This is a genomic window from Roseomonas sp. 18066, assembly GCF_902706185.1.
Lineage (GTDB): Bacteria > Pseudomonadota > Alphaproteobacteria > Acetobacterales > Acetobacteraceae > Pseudoroseomonas.
Genome location: NZ_CACSJM010000006.1, coordinates 1 through 17289 on the forward strand (window position 1 = coordinate 1; position 17289 = coordinate 17289).

Annotated in this window: 11 protein-coding genes; 7 read left to right on the forward strand and 4 right to left on the reverse strand. The window is 71.8% G+C overall.

What is annotated here, in order from left to right:
* The 3 genes from GVN67_RS02155 to GVN67_RS02165 all read left to right on the forward strand — a co-directional run.
* On the forward strand, nucleotides 1-1924 hold a 1924-nt coding region (locus GVN67_RS02155; protein WP_159992625.1), incomplete at its 5' end, for a glycosyltransferase family 1 protein.
* A gap of 11 nt (nucleotides 1925-1935) precedes the next feature.
* Nucleotides 1936-2952, forward strand: a complete 1017-nt coding sequence (locus tag GVN67_RS02160) for an NAD-dependent epimerase/dehydratase family protein (RefSeq protein ID WP_159992626.1) — start codon at nucleotides 1936-1938, stop codon at nucleotides 2950-2952.
* A 659-nt stretch (nucleotides 2953-3611) separates the two neighbouring features.
* A complete protein-coding gene (locus tag GVN67_RS02165; protein WP_159992627.1) occupies nucleotides 3612-4973 on the forward strand; it encodes a glycosyl hydrolase in 1362 nt (453 codons plus the stop codon).
* 41 nt (nucleotides 4974-5014) lie between these two features.
* Here GVN67_RS02165 and GVN67_RS02170 read toward each other — a convergent pair whose 3' ends face one another.
* A complete protein-coding gene (locus GVN67_RS02170; protein ID WP_159992628.1) occupies nucleotides 5015-6103 on the reverse strand; it encodes a P1 family peptidase in 1089 nt (362 codons plus the stop codon).
* On the reverse strand, nucleotides 6100-8745 hold the full coding sequence (gene alaS, locus GVN67_RS02175) for an alanine--tRNA ligase (RefSeq protein WP_159992629.1): 2646 nt from the start codon (nucleotides 8743-8745) through the stop codon (nucleotides 6100-6102). The genes GVN67_RS02170 and alaS overlap by 4 nt, the downstream gene beginning before the upstream one ends.
* Nucleotides 8746-8885: 140 nt before the next feature.
* On the opposite strand from alaS, the gene GVN67_RS02180 reads away from it, so the two are divergent.
* The 4 genes from GVN67_RS02180 to GVN67_RS02195 all read left to right on the forward strand — a co-directional run bounded on the left by GVN67_RS02180 (nucleotide 8886) and on the right by GVN67_RS02195 (nucleotide 14310).
* A complete protein-coding gene (locus GVN67_RS02180; protein WP_159992630.1) occupies nucleotides 8886-10274 on the forward strand; it encodes a replication-associated recombination protein A in 1389 nt (462 codons plus the stop codon).
* Nucleotides 10271-10660: a CrcB family protein gene (locus GVN67_RS02185; RefSeq protein ID WP_159992631.1), complete on the forward strand. Its 390-nt coding sequence runs from the start codon at nucleotides 10271-10273 to the stop codon at nucleotides 10658-10660. Before GVN67_RS02180 ends, GVN67_RS02185 begins: the two co-directional genes overlap by 4 nt.
* 100 nt (nucleotides 10661-10760) lie before the next feature.
* Nucleotides 10761-11741, forward strand: coding sequence for an RluA family pseudouridine synthase (locus GVN67_RS02190; RefSeq protein WP_159992632.1), 981 nt, complete (start codon nucleotides 10761-10763; stop codon nucleotides 11739-11741).
* Nucleotides 11742-11745: 4 nt separating this feature from the next.
* The gene (locus GVN67_RS02195) at nucleotides 11746-14310 is read left to right on the forward strand and encodes an AsmA family protein (RefSeq protein ID WP_159992633.1); all 2565 of its coding nucleotides are present in this window, start codon (nucleotides 11746-11748) and stop codon (nucleotides 14308-14310) included.
* A 93-nt stretch (nucleotides 14311-14403) separates the two neighbouring features.
* Here the strand turns inward: GVN67_RS02195 and recA are convergent, their stop codons facing one another.
* On the reverse strand, nucleotides 14404-15444 hold the full coding sequence (gene recA, locus GVN67_RS02200; protein ID WP_159992634.1) for a recombinase RecA: 1041 nt from the start codon (nucleotides 15442-15444) through the stop codon (nucleotides 14404-14406).
* A 270-nt stretch (nucleotides 15445-15714) separates the two neighbouring features.
* Entirely contained in the window at nucleotides 15715-17280 is a 1566-nt protein-coding gene (locus GVN67_RS02205; protein ID WP_235034904.1) for an ATP-binding protein, read from the reverse strand.
* Nucleotides 17281-17289: the final 9 nt, after the last annotated feature.

Genomic DNA, 17289 nt, shown 5'->3' on the forward strand with positions numbered 1-17289 from the left:
GCCGCCGCCGGTCAGCGTCGCGCCGCCTCCGCCGCCCCCAGCGCCGGCCGCGCCGGCCCCGCTCAGCTTCCTCGACGACGCCCCGGCAAGGCCAGCCCAGCGCCACCGGCAGCCGCCCAGCATCCTGCATGACGGCGTGCTGAAGCTGATGCTCGATGTCTCGGACGTGCTGGTCTATTTCGACGGCGCCCGCACGCCGACCGGCATCCAGCGCGTGCAGATGGGCATCGTCCGCCGCGCCATGGCCGAGGCGGCGCCGGCCGGCACGCAGCTCGCCCTCGCCTGCTACGACCCGGCGGCGCTATGCTGGCGGCCGGTCGATGCGGCGGGCTTCACCGCGCTCTGCGCCCTGGCCGCGACCGGGTCGGATGCGCAGGAGCCGGGCTGGCTGGCGGCGCGCGACGCGCTGCGGGGCCAGGTCGCCGGCGCGGCACCGATCGCCTTCCCGGCCGGCGCGGTGCTGGTCAATCTCGGCAATTCCTGGGGCCTGGCCGAGTATTTCCGGGCGCTGCAGGACATGCAGCGCCGCTATGGCCTGCGCTACATCCCCTTCCTGCATGACTGCGTGCCGCTGATCGTGCCCGAGCATTGCCGCGCCACCATGGTGCAGGACTATGCCCGCTGGTTCGGCGCCATGGGGCTGCATGCCCATGGCATCCTGGCCAATTCGGAGAACACGCTGCGCGACGTGCGCCAGCAGCTGGCGGCCATCCTGCCGGGCATGGAGCTGCCCGGCGAGGTGGTGCGGCTGGACGCCGATCCGCGCGAGCTGGCCGCCCCGGCCGAGGCCGGCAGCCTGGAGGCGCTGCGCGTCCTCCGCCACGGCGAGAGCTTCGCGCTGTTCGTCGCCACCATCGAAAGCCGCAAGAACCACCTTCTGGTGTTCAGCGCCTGGCTGCAGCTGCTGCGCCAGCATGGCGCGGCGCGGGTGCCGCGGCTGATCTGCGTCGGCAAGCCAGGCTGGCATGCCGAGGCGGCGCTGACCCTGCTGCGCAACGCGCCGGAGCTGCAGCGCCATATCGTGCTGCTGCCGCATGTCTCCGACCAGGAGCTGGACGCGCTCTACGCCCGCTGCGCCTTCACCGTCTACAACAGCCATTACGAAGGCTGGGGCCTGCCGATCACCGAGGCGCTGGCGCATGGCAAGGTCGTCGTCACCCCGCGGCATTCGGCGCTGACCGAGGCCGGCGGCGAGGCGGCGCTGTACTTCACGCCGCAGAGCCTGCCCGACCTGCAGCAGGTGCTGGAGCGGGTGATCTTCGACCTGCCCTTCCGCCAGGCGCAGGAAGCCATCGTCCGCGACAAGGGCCGGCCGCGCAGCTGGAGCGCGGTGAAGGACCAGGTGCTGACCGCCGTCGCCCGCATGGCCGAGCAGGGCGAGTATCCGCTGGAGGAGCGGGCGCAGCTGCGCCTCGGCCAGCATTACGTCACCCGCCGCGCGATGCGGAACCAGCCCGACCTGTCGGCCGCGCTCGCCGATGCGGCGCGCGAGGGCGCCGGCTGGCACCGGCTGGAGGAATGGGGCGTCTGGAGCCGCGAGGGCAGCGCCAGCCTGCGCCTGTCCCTGCCGGAGACCGCGCTCGGCGCGCCGCTGCGCCTCTACCTGGAGCTGCGGCCGCCCTTCGAGGATTGCAGCGTCAGCCTGCGCTGCGCCGCCGCCGGCACCGTGCTGAGCCTGGTCGAGCTGCCGCTGGTGCCGGGCGCGGACCGCACCTTCATGCTCGACCTGCCGGCGCTGCCGGAGCTCGCGCCGCTGGAGCTCGATTTCGACAGCGGTGCCGGCGTCGCGGCCGAGGGAGTCGCCGGCCAGGCCGAGTGCCGCATCGGTCTTGGCCTGCGCGGCTTCATGCTATGTCGTCTGGACGACCACGCGGCGCGGCTCGCCTTCCTTGAGCTGCAGAGCTTCCTGCCGGCCGCTCAGTAAAGGGTTTTTCTGTGGACACGGATCTCGCGGGATGCCGCGTGCTGGTGACCGGCGCCGCCGGCTTCGTGGGCGCGGCGCTGAGCCAGCGCCTGCTGGCCGAGGGTGCCACGGTGATCGGCGTCGACAACCTGAATGACTACTACGATCCGACGCTGAAGCAGGCGCGGCTGGCGCTGCTCAAGGACAAGCCGGGCTTTCGCTTCTACCGCATGGACCTGTCGGCCGCCGGCGCCCTGACCGCGCTTTGCGGCGCCGAGCGGCCGCATCATATGGTGCATCTCGCGGCGCAGGCCGGGGTCCGCTACTCGATCGACCACCCGCGCGCCTATACCTCGGCCAATATCGACGGCTTCCTGGAGGTGCTGGAGGCGGCGCGGGCGCATCCCGTGCGGCACCTGGTCTATGCCTCCTCCTCCTCGGTCTATGGCGGCAATACCAAGGTGCCATTTTCCGAGCGGGATGCGGTGGAACTGCCGATCTCGCTCTATGCCGCGACCAAGCGGGCCAATGAGCTGATGGCGCAGACCTATGCGCATCTCTACGGCCTGCCGCTGACCGGGCTGCGCTTCTTCACCGTCTATGGCCCCTTCGGCCGGCCGGACATGGCCTATTGGAAGTTCACCCGGGCGCTGCTGGCCGGCGAGCCGATCCCGATCTTCCATGGCGGGGCGCTGCAGCGCGACTTCACCTATGTCGACGAGATCGTCGAGGCGCTGGCGCGGCTGACCCCCCTGCCCCCGGTCGCCGCCGATGAGCCCGGCCGCATCACCCCTGACGTGCCGCACCGCCTGTTCAACATCGGCAATGACGCGCCGGTGACGGTGAACGAGGTGATCCGCGTGCTGGAGGCCGAGACCGGCCGCCGCGCCATCCGCGAGGAACTGCCGATGCAGCCGGGCGACGTCGAGCGCACCTGGGCGGACGTCTCCGCCCTGCGCGCCGCCATCGGCTTCGCGCCACGCACGCCGCTGGAAGAAGGGCTGCGGCGCTTCGTCGGCTGGTACCGGGACTACCACCAGATCCGCTGATCAGCCGCCGCGACCGGCAGGCCGGGTGGCCTGCGTGGCTTCCTTGCGCGCCCTTTCAGCCAGCCGGTCCGCCGACGAGCCCGGCGCCGGCGAGGTGGTTGCGCAGGGTGCGGGGGACCGCGCGACCCGACGGCGCCCGGCCGTCCCGAGGCGGGCGCGAGAGCTCGCCATTCACCTTCCCGACCAGCCTGACGCGCTCAATGCCGGATCAAAAGGGTCTGATGGACGCCTTGCGCATTTTTCATGAAACAAAATCGCAAGCTGCGCAGCATCGCCAATCTGTTTCGGAATAGAATCAAGTAACACCACAATCGATTAATTGGCGCAGTTTTTTCATGAGGCGTAAATTTATCCATATTTCTTGAGTGGCTCATTTTTTAGGCAAATATTTCGAGATCGCGCTAACATATACTCCCAGATTCTTCCAGCGTTGATCTTTGTATTTTACTGAGCAGGATGCGAACGCAAGCTGCGCGATTTTATCCTGCGCAGTGTTTGCATCCAATCTCCGTAGCAAGGCGCGCCGGGGGCACCTTCGGGTGCGCGCGCGCTGGGGGCTGCGGCAGCAGCGGGGGTATCGTGTTTTGACCATTCTGGGAGTCTATGGGGCCAACAGTCCCTCAGCGATCCGCGAATTCGAATCATTCCTAGGCCGACCGGTGGACGCGGTCCACGGCGTCGTCGGCGGCGCCAATTGGTGGGACTTCACGCAGAGCGCCAATTGGGCCGCGAATGACCTGTGGAAGGGCATCGGACACCCGGTGCTCTGGTCCGTGCCGCTGCTCGTCTGGGACGGCAGGCCGACCCTGGAGCAGGCGGCGACCGGCGCCTTCAACAACCAGTACCGAAGCGTCGCGCAATCGCTGCTGGCGGGCCGCCAGGGCGATAATGACCCGATCTATGTCCGCACGGGCTGGGAGAACAATCTCCCGAACTTCCCCTGGACCTCGATCGGGCATGAGGACGCCTTCATCGGCGCCTTCCGGCAATTCGTCGACAGCTTCCGCGACGTGTCGAGCCGCTTCAAGTTCGAGTGGAACATCAACCACACCTGGGACGGCCCCGATCCGATGCGCGCCTATCCGGGCGATGCCTATGTCGACGTGATGGGCATGGACATCTACTGGAACGTCAGCCAGCAGGGGTCCAACGCCCAGGTCGCCTGGAACCAGATGCGCACCGCGCCGCATGGCCTGGAATGGTTCGAGCGGCAGGCGGATATCCACAACAAGCCCACCGCCTATTCCGAATGGGGCGTCGACAGCAACGAGGCGTCCTTCATCAAGAACCTGGATGCCTGGTTCGAAAGCCACGACGTGGTCTACCAGTCCTACTGGAACGCCAGCAGCGATGGCGTCGGCAAGCTGACCGACTGGCACATCCCGACCGCTTCGCAGGCCTATCGCGACGCCTTCCGCGACGCCTCGAACAATGCGGGCAACGGCGGCACCAACCAGCCCAGCACCCCGGCACCGACGACCCCGGCGCCCGCCACGCCGGCGCCGACCCCGGCCAACCCGACCCCGGTCGCCCAGACCGGCCGGAACGACACCTATTACGTCAACTCGGAGAGCACGCGCATCACCGAGGCGCCGAATGGCGGCATCGACACCGTGGTCACCTGGGTGAAGAACTACACGCTGCCCGACAATGTCGAGAACCTGACCTTCTTCGGCACCGGCTGGAGCACCGGCACGGGCAACAGCCTCAACAACACCATCATCGGCAATGACGCGCCCAACCGCCTCAATGGCGGCGGCGGCGCCGACCGGCTGACCGGCGCCGGCGGGGCGGACACCTTCGTCATCGGCAAGGGCCAGGGCGGCGACGTCATCACCGACTTCCACCCGCATGCCTGGGGCGGCGCCGCCGACACCCTGCTGCTGGAAGGCTTCGGCAGCAATGCGCGGGTCTGGAATTCGGGCAATGTCGTCTCGATCCAGGCGCAGGATGGCTCGGTGACCCAGGTCACCCTCGAGGGCGTCACCAGCCTCGGCGCCCGCGACTACATCTTCGCGTAGCAGGACCGCATCGGCGGGGGCATCGTCCCCGCCGGCTTCGCTCAGGCGGTGCGGGCCAGCAGGCTGCGCACCGCCTCGAGATCGATGGCCTGCACGCGGCGCTTCCGCCCGGTGGCGGGGTCGCGGCTTTCCACCGTGGTGGCGCAGAGCAGGGAATTCAGCACCGCCTCCTCCACCGCCTCGATCGCCGCCACGAAAAGCGGCGACATCCGCTCGTTCGGCCAGTCGGCCACAAGGTTGTCCGGCGCCGGGCGCCGCACCCGGGGATGGGTGGAGAAGGCGATGGCATAGTCGCCCGACCCGTCCGAGAAGGCCGCGCCGGTGCGGGCCAGCCCGGCCATGGCGCGCAGCGCGAGGCGCTGCAGGTTGCGGTCCGACAGCGGCGCGTCGGTGGCGATGACCACCATGACCGAGCCGTCGGCATCGCCCTTGTCGGCATGCTCCTTCAGGTAGAATTTTCCGAGCGCACGGCCGACCGGATGGCCATCCATCAGCAGGGCGCCGCCATAGTTGCTCTGCACCAGGGCACCCAGGGTGAAGCCGCCCAGCGCCTCCGGCAGCACGCGCGACGATGTGCCGATGCCGCCCTTCCAGCCGAAGGCCACCGTGCCGGTGCCGGCGCCGACGCTGCCTTCCTCGACCGGGCCGGCGCTCGCCGTCTCCAGCGCGCGCAGCACATCCTCGCCCGAGATGCCGCGGGCGCGGATGTCGTTTAGCTTGCCGTCATTGGTCTCGCCGACCACGGCATTGACCGAGCGGATATCCGCGTGGCCCGGCTGGGCCAGGGCCCAGTCCACCACCGCCTCGATGGCGCGGCCGACGGCCTGGGTGTTGGTCAGGACGATCGGCGTCTCGAGCTCGCCCAGCTCCTGCAGCTGGGTGGCGCCGGCCAGCTTGCCGAAGCCGTTGATGGTGGCGAGCCCGGCCGGGACGCGGTCGCGGAACAGGTCGCCGCCATGCGGGCGGATGGCGGTGACGCCGGTGCGGATGAAGTCGCCCTCGATCCGCGTCACCTGGCCGACCAGCACGCCGGCCACGTCGGTGATGGCGTTCAGCGCGCCCGGGGCGAATTGCCCCGGACGCAGGCCAAGGTCACGGGCGCGGCAGCGTCCGGCAGGCGCGGTGGTCATCCCGCCAGGGCAGCGCGGATGGCGTCCAGCGCAGCATCGGCCTTGTCGGCCTCCGGGCCGCCGGCCTGGGCCATGTCGGGACGCCCGCCGCCGCCCTTGCCGCCGACCGCGGCGGCGGCGACGCGCACCAGCGCCACGGCATCGGCGCGGCCCTTGGCGGCCTCGGCGACGCCAACGACGATGCTGGCCTTGCCCTCGGCGGTGGAGACGAGGGCCACCACCTCGGCGGTGCCGGCCTTCAGGATGGCGTCCGCCAGACCCTTCAGGTCGCGCGCCGGGGTGTCGCCCAGGTTGCGGGCGGCCAGCGTCACACTGCCCACGGTCTCGGCCGCCGCGGCGCCGGCGCCGGTGGCCAGCTGCTTGCGCAGCTCGGCCACGTCACGCTCCAGCTTGCGGCGCTCCTCGGCGAGGGCGGCGATGCGGGCGGGCAGCTCGGCCGGCGCGATCTTCAGCGCGGCGGCGGCCTCGCGCAGCAGTTTCTGTTCGTTCTCGATCAGGGCCAGCGCGGCGGCGCCGGTCACCGCCTCGACCCGGCGGACGCCGGCGGAGACGGCGCTTTCGCCGACGATCTTGAACAGGCCGATATCGCCGGTGCGGCGGACATGGGTGCCGCCGCAGAGCTCCAGCGAATAGACGCCGTGCTTGGCGGTGGCCTCGGGGTCGAAGCCCATGCCGACGACGCGGACCTCGTCGCCATACTTCTCGCCGAACAGCGCCATGGCGCCGGCCTCGACCGCGGCTTCCGGGGTCATCAGCCGGGTGACCACCTCGGCATTCTCGCGGATGCGGGCATTCACCTCGGCCTCGGTCCAGGCCAGGTCCTCAGGCGTCATCGGCGTCGGCTGCGACACGTCGAAGCGCAGCCGGTCCGGGGCGTTGAGCGACCCCTTCTGCGCCACATGGGTGCCGAGCCGGCGGCGCAGCGCCTCGTGCAGCAGGTGGGTGGCCGAGTGATGCGCGCGGATGCCGCCGCGGCGGGTGTGGTCGAGCTCGGCGACCACGGCCTTGCCGGCGGCGGCCTCGCCGGCCTCGACGGTGCCGAGATGGACGAAGAGGCCGAGCTTCTTCTGGGTGTCGCGCACGGTGATGCGCAGCCCGTCGGCGCCGGTGATGGTGCCGGTGTCGCCGACCTGGCCGCCGCTCTCGGCGTAGAAGGGCGTCTGGTTTAGCAGGATGGCGACCTCGGCGCCGGGGCCCGCCTTCTCGACCACGGCGCCGCCGGAGACGACGGCGAGGATCTCGCCCTCGGCGCTCTCGGTGGAGTAGCCGAGGAACTCGGTGGCGCCGAGCTTGTCCTTCAGGTCGAACCACAGCGTCTCGGTGGCAGCCTCGCCGGAGCCGGCCCAGGCGGCGCGGGCGCGCTTCTTCTGCTCGGCCATGGCGGATTCGAAGCCGGCAACGTCGACGGCCTTGCCCTCGCCGCGCAGCGCGTCCTGGGTCAGGTCGAGCGGGAAGCCATAGGTGTCGTAGAGGCGGAAGGCCACGTCGCCCGGCAGCGTGCCCTTGTCGCCCAGCTTCTGGCTTTCATCGGCCAGCAGGCCGAGGCCGCGCTCCAGCAGGCTGCGGAAGCGGTTCTCCTCCAGCTTCAGCGTCTCGGAGATCAGCGCCTCGGCGCGGACCAGCTCCGGATAGGCGGCGCCCATCTGCCGCACCAGCGCGGGCAGCAGGCGATAGAGCAACGGCTCCTTGGCGCCCATCATATGGGCGTGGCGCATGGCCCGGCGCAGGATCCGGCGCAGGACGTAGCCGCGGCCCTCGTTGGAGGGCATGACCCCGTCGGCGATCAGGAAGGCGCCCGAGCGCAGGTGGTCGGCGACCACGCGGTGGCTGATCTTGAACGGGCCTTCGGCAGCCTGGCCGGTCGCCTCGGCGCTGGCCAGGATCAGGGCGCGGAAGGTGTCGGTGTCGTAGTTGTCATGCTTGCCCTGCAGGATGGCGGCGAAGCGCTCCAGCCCCATGCCGGTGTCGATTGAGGGGCGCGGCAGCGGGTTGCGGGTGCCGGCCGGCTCCTCGAGGAACTGCATGAAGACCAGGTTCCAGATCTCGATGAACCGGTCGCCATCCTCATCCGGGCTGCCCGGCGGGCCGCCCGGGATCTTGTCGCCATGGTCGAAGAAGATTTCCGAGCAGGGGCCGCAGGGGCCGGTATCGCCCATCCGCCAGAAATTGTCGGAGGTCGGGATGCGGATGATGCGGCTGTCCGGCAGGCCGGCGATCTTCCGCCAGAGGGCGGCGGCGTCCTCATCCTCGGAATAGACGGTGACCAGCAGCTTGTCCTTGGGGAGGGCAAAATCCTTGGTCAGCAGGGTCCAGGCATGGGTGATCGCCTGGTCCTTGAAGTAGTCACCGAAGGAGAAATTGCCCAGCATCTCGAAGAAGGTGTGGTGCCGGGCGGTATAGCCGACATTGTCCAGGTCGTTGTGCTTGCCGCCGGCGCGCACCGACTTCTGGGCGGTGGTGGCGCGCGAATACGGCCGCTTCTCCTGCCCGGTGAAGACGTTCTTGAACTGGACCATGCCGCTGTTGGTGAACATCAGCGTCGGGTCGTTGCGCGGCACCAGCGGCGAGGATTCCACCACCGTGTGGCCATTGCGGGCGAAGTAGTCGAGGAAGGTGGCCCGGATGTCGTTGCTGCTGGTCATCGTCCGCTCTGTCGCCGTGGCATGATATTCCGTGGCCGCTGACGTAGCGCGGCCCGGCCAGGGTGGGAAGGGCTGGCACCCCTTGGCGCGAGTCGCCGCCCCTTGGCAGCCTTTCGTCGCTTCGGCGTTATAAGGACGCCATGCCGCGCAAAGCCCAGACCGACGACCTGTTCGGCGCCCCCGCCAGCGCCGACCCCGCGACCGACGCCCTGCCGGCCGACGACACCCCGCGCCCGCTGGCCGACCGGCTGCGCCCGGCCCGGCTGGAGGAGGTGGTGGGCCAGGCGCATCTGCTCGGCCCCCAGGGCAGCATCAGCCGCATGCTGGAGCGTGGCGCGCTGGCCTCGCTGATCCTCTGGGGCCCGCCCGGGGTGGGCAAGACCACCATCGCCCGGCTGCTGGCCGAGGCGGCGGGGCTGCGCTTCGCCGCCCTCTCGGCGGTCTTCTCGGGGGTCGCCGACCTGAAGCGCGCCTTCGACGAGGCCCGGGCGCGGCGCCGCGCCGGCCAGGGCACGCTGCTCTTCGTCGACGAGATCCACCGCTTCAACCGCGCCCAGCAGGACGGCTTTCTGCCGGTTGTCGAGGATGGGACGGTGACGCTGGTCGGCGCCACGACGGAGAACCCCTCCTTCGCGCTGAACGGCGCCATCCTGTCGCGCTGCCAGGTGATGGTGCTGCGCCGGCTGGACGACGAGGCCCTCGAGCTGCTCCTCTCCCGCTCGGAGCAGGAAACCGACAGAAAGATGCCGCTGGACGAGGCGGCGCGGGGGGTGCTGCGCGCCATGGCCGATGGCGACGGCCGCTACCTGCTGAACATGGCCGAGCAGCTGCTGGCCCTGCCGGAGGGCAGCCCGGCGCTGGACCCGGCAGGCCTCGCCACCCTGCTGGCCAAGCGCGCCGCTCTCTACGACAAGGACCGGGAGGAGCATTACAACCTCATCTCCGCCCTGCATAAGTCGCTGCGCGGCTCCGACCCCGACGCCGCGCTCTACTGGTTCTGCCGCATGCTGGAAGGCGGCGAGGACCCCCGCTACATCGCCCGCCGCCTGACCCGCTTCGCCGCCGAGGATGTGGGCCTGGCCGATCCCACCGCGCTGCCCGCCGCCATCGCCGCCTGGGAGACCTATGAGCGGCTGGGCTCGCCGGAGGGGGAGCTGGCCCTGGCGCAGCTGGTGGTGCATCTGGGCACCGCGTCGAAGTCCAACGCCGTCTATGCCGGCTACAACGCGGCGCGGCGCGCGGCCAAGGAGACCGGCAGCCTGACGCCGCCGGCGCATATCCTGAACGCGCCCACCAAGCTGATGAAGCAGCTCGGCTATGGCCAGGGCTATGCCTATGACCACGAGGCGGAGGAGGCCTTCAGCGGCCAGAACTATTTCCCGGACGGGATGGAGCGGGTGCAGTTCTACCGGCCGGCCGGGCGCGGCCATGAAGCGCGCATCCTCGAGCGGCTCGAGCATTGGGCGAAGCTGCGCGAGGAGCGGGCCGAGGGCGAGGCCGGCGAACCCGACCGGACGCGCCGGCGGTGACCGCCTTCTCGCCCCTCGCGCTGCTCCTGGTGGGCGCTGGCGGCGCCGCCGGCTCGATCCTGCGCTATGCGGTCGGCATCTGGTCGACCGCCTGGCTCGGCAGCTTCATGCCCTGGGGCACGTTGGCGGTGAATGTCACCGGCAGCGCCATCATCGGCCTGCTCGGCGGCGCCATGGCGGCCGGCCTGCCCATGCCCCCCGAGGCCCGGCTGCTGCTCATCACCGGCATTCTTGGCGGCTTCACCACCTTCTCGGCCTTCTCGCTCGATACCGGTGTGCTATGGCAGCGCTCGCCCGGCTTGGCGCTGGGCTACCTGGCGGCGACGCTGGGGCTCGGCCTCGGCGCCTTCGCCCTGTGCCATGCCCTGGGGCGGCGGCTGTTCTGATCCGGCTGCGCCCCTGCCCCGGAACGGCCCCGCTTCCGACCCGACTTCCGACCCTGGCGGCCCCCCTGCTACAAGCCGCCCCGCACGAATAGAGACTGTCATGACCATCCAGCACCGCACCGTCCATGCCGCGGACGCCGATTCCCGCCTGGACCGCTGGTTCCGCCGGCATTTCCCGCAGCTCACCCAGGGCGCGCTGCAGAAGATGCTGCGCACCGGCCAGGTGCGCGTCGACGGCAAGCGCGCCGAGGCCAATACCCGCCTGGCCCGTGGCCAGGAGATCCGCATCCCGCCGCTGCCCGAGGGGCCGGCGCCGGAGGCGACACCGCGCGACCGCGGCGTCTCGCCCGAGGATGCCCGGGCGCTGGAGCAGATGATCCTGTACCGCGACGACAGCGTCATCGCGCTGAACAAGCCGCACGGGCTGGCGGTGCAGGGCGGGCCGAACATCAAGAAGCACCTGGACGGCATGCTGGACGCGCTGTGCTTCGAGAAGGAGGAGCGACCGCGGCTGGTCCACCGGCTGGACCGCGACACCTCCGGCGTCATCCTGCTGGCGCGCGACGCAGGCTCCGCCAGCAAGCTCGCCGCCGCCTTCCGCGGCCGCGATGCCGAGAAGACCTACTGGGCGATCGTCGTCGGCCAGCCGCAATTCGAAGGCGGCCGCATCGACATGCGGCTGGTCAAGCAGGGCGGCGGCCCGCAGGGCGAGCGCGTGGTCCCCGCCGAGGGCCGCGACGGCGTGCATGCCATCACCGAGTTCAGCACGGTCGACGTGGCCCGCCGCCACGCCACCTGGCTGGAGCTGAAGCCGCATACCGGCCGTACCCACCAGCTGCGCGTCCATTGCGCCTCGGCGCTGGAATGCCCGATCCTGGGCGACGGCAAGTATGGCGGCCATGCCGCGCATCTGGAGGGGATGTCGCATGCGCTGCACCTGCATGCCCGCGCCATCAACATCCCGCATCCCGAGGGCGGCACCCTGGAGGTGACCGCGCCGCTGCCGCCGCACATGCTGGAAAGCTTCGCCACGCTGGGCTTCGACAAGCCGCGCAACACCGCGCCGAAGCGCCGGGGCTGACCGCATGGCCCCGCCCCGCCGCCGGCGCGGCCGCGCTGCGCTCATCACGCTCGCTGTCGTCGTCGCGGTGCCGGCGCTGGCCTGGGGCGGGCTCAGCCTGTTGCTGCGCGACGAGGTGCTGCGGCCGCGCGTCATCGCCGCGGTCGAGCAGGCGACCGGGCGCAGCCTGACCCTGTCGGGGCCGATCGGCATCAAGCTGTCGCTGGTGCCCACGGTGACGCTGGAGGGGGTGGCGCTGGCCAATGCGCCGGGCGGCAGCCGCGCGGACATGCTGACGGCGCGCCGGGTCGAGGCGGAGCTCGCGCTGCTGCCGCTGCTGTCGCGCAAGCTGGCCTTCGAGCGGCTGACCCTGGTGCAGCCCGACCTGCTGCTGGAGCTGGATGCCGCGGGTCAGGGCAACTGGCGCTTCGGCCCACCGCGCGCGCCGAGCCCGGGCCCTGCCACCTCCCCTGCCCCCGGCACCACCGAGCCGCTGGCGCTCTCGGTCGCCACCATCGAGATCGAGGGCGGCCGCTTCACCTGGCGCGACGCCCGGCAGAACCGCGCCGAGACGCTGGAGATCCGCCGCTTCGTCCTGCAGGCGCCGGAGCCGGCCGGGCCGATCACCTTCGGGGGCCGGCTCGGCCTGCGCGGCGTTGCCCTGATGCTGGAGGGGCAGAGCGGCCCGCTGCCGCGGCTGCTCGGCGCCAGCGCCGCACCCGAGCAATGGCCGCTGCGCCTGGCCATGGCCGCCCCCGGCATCCAGCTGGTGGCCGAAGGCGCCGCGCGGCTGCCGGAATCGCTCGGCGGCTGGCATTTCTCGGTCAATGCGACAGCCGACCGCGCCGAGCGGCTGGCGCCCTTCCTCGGCGCCGGCGTGCTGCCGCCGCTGACCGGGCTGGACGTCACCGCCGAGCTCTCCGACCCCGGCCCCGGCGCCGCGCCGCAGGTCAACCGGATGAATGCCAGGGTGGCCAGCGCCGATCTCTCGGCCTGGATACCGGGGCTCAACCTCGGCGCCAGCAGCCTGACCATCGCCGGCGCCGGCCAGCCGGCCAATCTCGCCGCGGCGCTGACCCTGCGCGGGCTGGCGCTGCAGGCCGAGGCCAGCCTGCCCGGCCTGCCGGTGCTGCTGGCCGATGTCGCCTGGCCGCTGCGCCTGGTCCTGCGCGGCCAGGGGATCGAGGCGGTGCTGGATGGCCGGCTGCAGGGCGCCGGCTGGCGCGGCGCCAGCGGCGAGCTGAACGCCAGCGCCGCCGACACCGCCCCGTTGCTGCAGGCCTTCGCCCTGCCCGGCCCGCGGCTGACCGAGGCCCGGCTGGCCGCCCGGCTGGGCATGGCCGAGGACCGGATCAGCCTCGACGGGCTGCGGCTGCAGTCGCGCCAGGCGGTGCTGGAGGGCGAGGCCAGCCTGCGCCAGTCCGGCCCGCGGCCGCTGCTGACGGCCCGGCTGGCGGCACAGCGGCTGGACCTGGATGCGCTGCTCGACGCGCCGGCGCCTGTCGCGGCCCCGGCCGTCCCGGCGCCGGCCGGCATTCCCGCCGTGCCCGCTTTGCCACCCCGCCCGGCCGCGCCCGCCGCGGCCCCGGCGCCGGAAGCCCGTCGGGTAATCCCTGCCCTGCCGCTGCCGCTGCAATCCTTGCGGGCGCTGGATGCCGAGCTGCAGCTCAACGCCGCCGAGCTGCTGGCCGGCGGCGTCCCCTATCGCGACGTGCGCGGCACGGCGAAGCTGGCCAATGGCAAGCTGGCGCTCGACCCCTTCGGCCTGTCGCTGCCCGGCGGGCGGATCGGCGGGCGGTTCGGCGCCGATGCCAGCGGCGAGCTGCCGCGGCTGAGCCTGGCCTTCCGCCATGACGGCCCCGGGCTGGACCTGCGGCCGCTGCTGCAGGGCTATGGCCTGCCGCCGCAGGGCAGCGGCAGGCTGGAGGCAGAGGCCGATCTCGCCGGCAGCGGCGCCGATCTGCGCGCCGTCGCCGGCAGCCTGACCGGCCATGTCAGCCTGGCCATGGCCAATGGGCAGATCGACAACCGGCTGCTGGCCTCGCTGGCCGGCGACCTGCGCCGGCTGCTGCTGCCCAACGCGCCGACCGAGGGCACCACCGCGCTGCGCTGCCTCGCGCTGCGCATGGTCCTGCGGGACGGCATCGCCCGGCCGCAGGCGATGCTGGTGGAGACCAACCTGGCCGATGTCGTCGGCAGCGGCGAGGTGAACCTGAAGGAAGAGCGTCTGGCGCTGCGGCTGCTGCCGCAGATCCGCCTGGGCGGGCTCGGGCTGAGCGCCCCGGTGCAGGTCGGCGGCAGCCTGGCGGCGCCGAGCTACCGGCTGGATCCGGCCGGCGTGCCCGAGGCGGCGGCCGGCATCGTCGGCGACCTGGTGGCGCGGCAGGCGGAGAACCAGGGCGGGCTGCTGGGCCAGCTGGCGCAGCAGCTGGCCGGGCGGCCGGCGGGCAGCCTGCCGGATTGCGCGCAGCAGCTGGCGGTGGCGCGCGGCGGCCGCAACGGCCCGGTGCCGCCCGAGCAGCGCCGCGCCCCCGCCGGCGAGCCGCGGGTCAACCCGGCCGACCTGCTGCGCAACCTCTTCGGCCGCTAGAACGCGGAGGGGGCGCCCTGCGGCGCCCCCTTTGAAACCTGTCGCGCTGCCGGACCGCCACCGTCGTGCCCGACAATGGCGGCCCGGGAAAAATCACTCGGCGGCAGCGGCCTCGTCGGTGTCGTTCTCGCCGACCAGCATGGTGTTGGCGATCAGCCCGGCCTGGGCGCGGACGCGCTGCTCAATGCTGTCGGCCACCGCAGGATTGTCGCGCAGATACTGCTTGGCGTTCTCGCGGCCCTGGCCGATGCGCTGGCTGTCGCAGCTGAACCAGGCGCCCGACTTCTCGACCACGCCGGCCTTGACGCCGAGGTCGAGCAGCTCGCCCACCTTGGAGACGCCCTCGCCATACATGATGTCGAACTCGACCTGCCGGAACGGCGGGGCCATCTTGTTCTTCACCACCTTCACGCGGGTCTGGTTGCCGGTGACCTCCTCGCGGTCCTTGATCTGGCCGATGCGGCGGATCTCGAGGCGGATCGAGGCGTAGAACTTCAGCGCGTTGCCGCCGGTCGTGGTCTCCGGATTGCCGAACATCACGCCGATCTTCAGGCGGATCTGGTTCAGGAAGATCAGCAGCGTGTTGGAGCGCGAGACCGAGCCGGTCAGCTTGCGCAGCGCCTGGCTCATCAGCCGGGCATGCAGGCCGACATGGCTGTCGCCCATCTCGCCCTCGAGCTCGGCGCGCGGCACCAGGGCGGCGACCGAATCGATCACCAGCACGTCCACCGCGCCGGAGCGCACCAGGGTGTCGCAGATCTCCAGCGCCTGCTCGCCGGCATCGGGCTGGCTGATCAGCAGGCTGTCGACATCGACGCCCAGCTTGCGGGCATAGCCGGGGTCCAGCGCATGCTCGGCATCGATGAAGGCGCAGGTGCCGCCGCGCTTCTGCGCCTCGGCGATGGCATGCAGCGCCAGCGTGGTCTTGCCCGAGCTCTCGGGACCATAGACCTCGATGATACGGCCCTTGGGCAGGCCGCCGATGCCCAGCGCCAGGTCGAGGCCGAGCGAGCCGGAGGGGATCACCTCGACCCCGTCCGACTGCTGCTTCGCGCCCATGCGCATGATCGAGCCCTTGCCGAAGGCCCGTTCAATCTGGCTGAGCGCGGCGTCGAGCGCCTTGTTCTTATCCATGTCTCGGAACCCCTTCGCCGTCAGGCTTTCTTTGTCACCGGCGCCGCTTTACGTGGCATCCGCGCCACGCGCCATGGTCGCTGCGAATCTCGCTTTCCCGATGGCCGGTGCCAAGCCCCTGGGGACGACGGCACGGGTGCCTCGAAAAAGCGGGATCACTATTCCGTTACTATTATGGAAGGATTTGCGCGCCTCAAGCGAAAGCGACGAAGCCCGCCATAAATCTTCGTTCGCTATATGTTCGCTTTCGGCAGCTTCCGCAAGAGGCGTTTAACCCCCGGCCGGCGCGACCGCGCCCTGCAGGATGGCGCGCGCCCGGGCCACCAGCTCGGCCGGAGCATAGGGCTTGGCCAGGAAATGCGGCGCGCCGGCGCCGGCCAGCCCTTCCTCAACCATCGAGGGGGCATAGCCGCTGACCAGCAGCACCGCCATGGCCGGAAAGCGCGGCCGCAGCAGCCGGGCCAGCGCCGCGCCGTCCATCCCGGGCATGATCACGTCGGAGACCAGCAGCGCCGGCGCCAGCGCCTTCGAGTCGATCAGCGCCAGGGCGGCCTCGGCATCCTCGGCCACCTCCACCACCCAGCCGGCGCGGCGCAGGGCGCGCTCGGCCAGGCGGCGCAGCGGCGCCTCGTCCTCGACCAGCAGCAGCAGGCCCGGCGCCGCCGATTCGGACGCCACTGCCGGCGACGCGGCGATGGCGGGCGGGCGGCGCGCCGCCTCCTCCACCCGCGGCAGCAGGATACGGAAGCAGGTGCCCTGCCCGGCCCGGCTGCGCACGGTGATGAAGCCGCCGGACTGGCGCAGGATGCCGTGCACGGTGGCCAGGCCGAGGCCGGTGCCGCCCTGCTGCGCCCGCCCGGTGAAGAACGGCTCGAAGATCCGCGGCAGCAGCCCGGGCGGGATCCCGGTGCCGGTGTCCTCGACCTCCAGCACGGTCCAGCGGCCGGGCGGGATTTCCTCCGGCTCGGCCGGCTCGGGCTGCAGCAGCAGGGCGCGGCGGGTGCGCAAGGTCAGCCGCCCGCCCTGCGGCATGGCCTGGCGGGCGTTCATCGCCAGGTTCATCAGCACGCGGTCGAGCTCGGAAGGGTCGATCAGCACGGGACGGCCGGGCTGGTCGAGCTCCAGCTCCAGGCTGATGCCGCGGCCGAGCAGCGGGCGCAGCAGCGAGGCCATGCCTTCCACCGCGCCGTTCAGCGAGACCAGCCGCGGCGCCAGCACCTGCTGCCGGGCATAGGCCAGCATCTGCTGCACCAGGGCGGCGCCGCGGCGGGCGGCGGCCTGCACCTGGGCGAGCTCGGCGGCCAGCGCCGGGTCGGCCTGCGGCCCGGCCAGCCGCAGCGCATCGTCGGTCGCGCCCAGCACCACGGTCAGCAGGTTGTTGAAGTCATGCGCGATGCCGCCGGCCAGGGTGCCCAGCGCCTGCAGCCGGTCGGCCTCGGCCAGGCGGGCGGCCAGGGCCTGGCGCTGCGCCACATCCTGCTGCAGCAGCAGCACGCCGTCGCCGCCGGGCAGCGCGATGCGGTGCGGCGCCACCGGCGTCTTCTTCGCCCCCTCCGGCGCGGCCAGGCAGAGCTCGGCCGGGGCCGGGCCGCCGGCCTGCCAGGCGGCGAAGGCGGCCTGCGAATCGCCGTCGAACAGCCGGTCGGCGGCCATGCCGGGGCGCACCGGCAGCGCCGGGCCCAGCGCCAGGCGCAGCGCGGCATTGGCGTCGCGCACCTGCCAGCCGGGATCGAGCCAGAGCGCGGCCTCGGGCAGGCCGGCGAACAGCGCCGCCAGCGCGCCGCGCGGTGCCTTTCGCCTCCCCCGGTCGCCGGTCCATCGGTCGAGCAAGCGCATGATGCGCCA

What these genes read in the sequence shown, in the direction of transcription:
- GVN67_RS02170 (WP_159992628.1), bottom strand. Translation starts at nt 6,103, where the DNA reads ATGACCACCGCGCCTGCCGGACGCTGCCGCGCCCGTGACCTTGGCCTG.
- alaS (WP_159992629.1), bottom strand. Translation starts at nt 8,745, where the DNA reads ATGACCAGCAGCAACGACATCCGGGCCACCTTCCTCGACTACTTCGCC.
- GVN67_RS02180 (WP_159992630.1), top strand. Translation starts at nt 8,886, where the DNA reads ATGCCGCGCAAAGCCCAGACCGACGACCTGTTCGGCGCCCCCGCCAGC.
- GVN67_RS02190 (WP_159992632.1), top strand. Translation starts at nt 10,761, where the DNA reads ATGACCATCCAGCACCGCACCGTCCATGCCGCGGACGCCGATTCCCGC.
- GVN67_RS02195 (WP_159992633.1), top strand. Translation starts at nt 11,746, where the DNA reads ATGGCCCCGCCCCGCCGCCGGCGCGGCCGCGCTGCGCTCATCACGCTC.
- recA (WP_159992634.1), bottom strand. Translation starts at nt 15,444, where the DNA reads ATGGATAAGAACAAGGCGCTCGACGCCGCGCTCAGCCAGATTGAACGG.
- GVN67_RS02205 (WP_235034904.1), bottom strand. Translation starts at nt 17,280, where the DNA reads ATGCGCTTGCTCGACCGATGGACCGGCGACCGGGGGAGGCGAAAGGCA.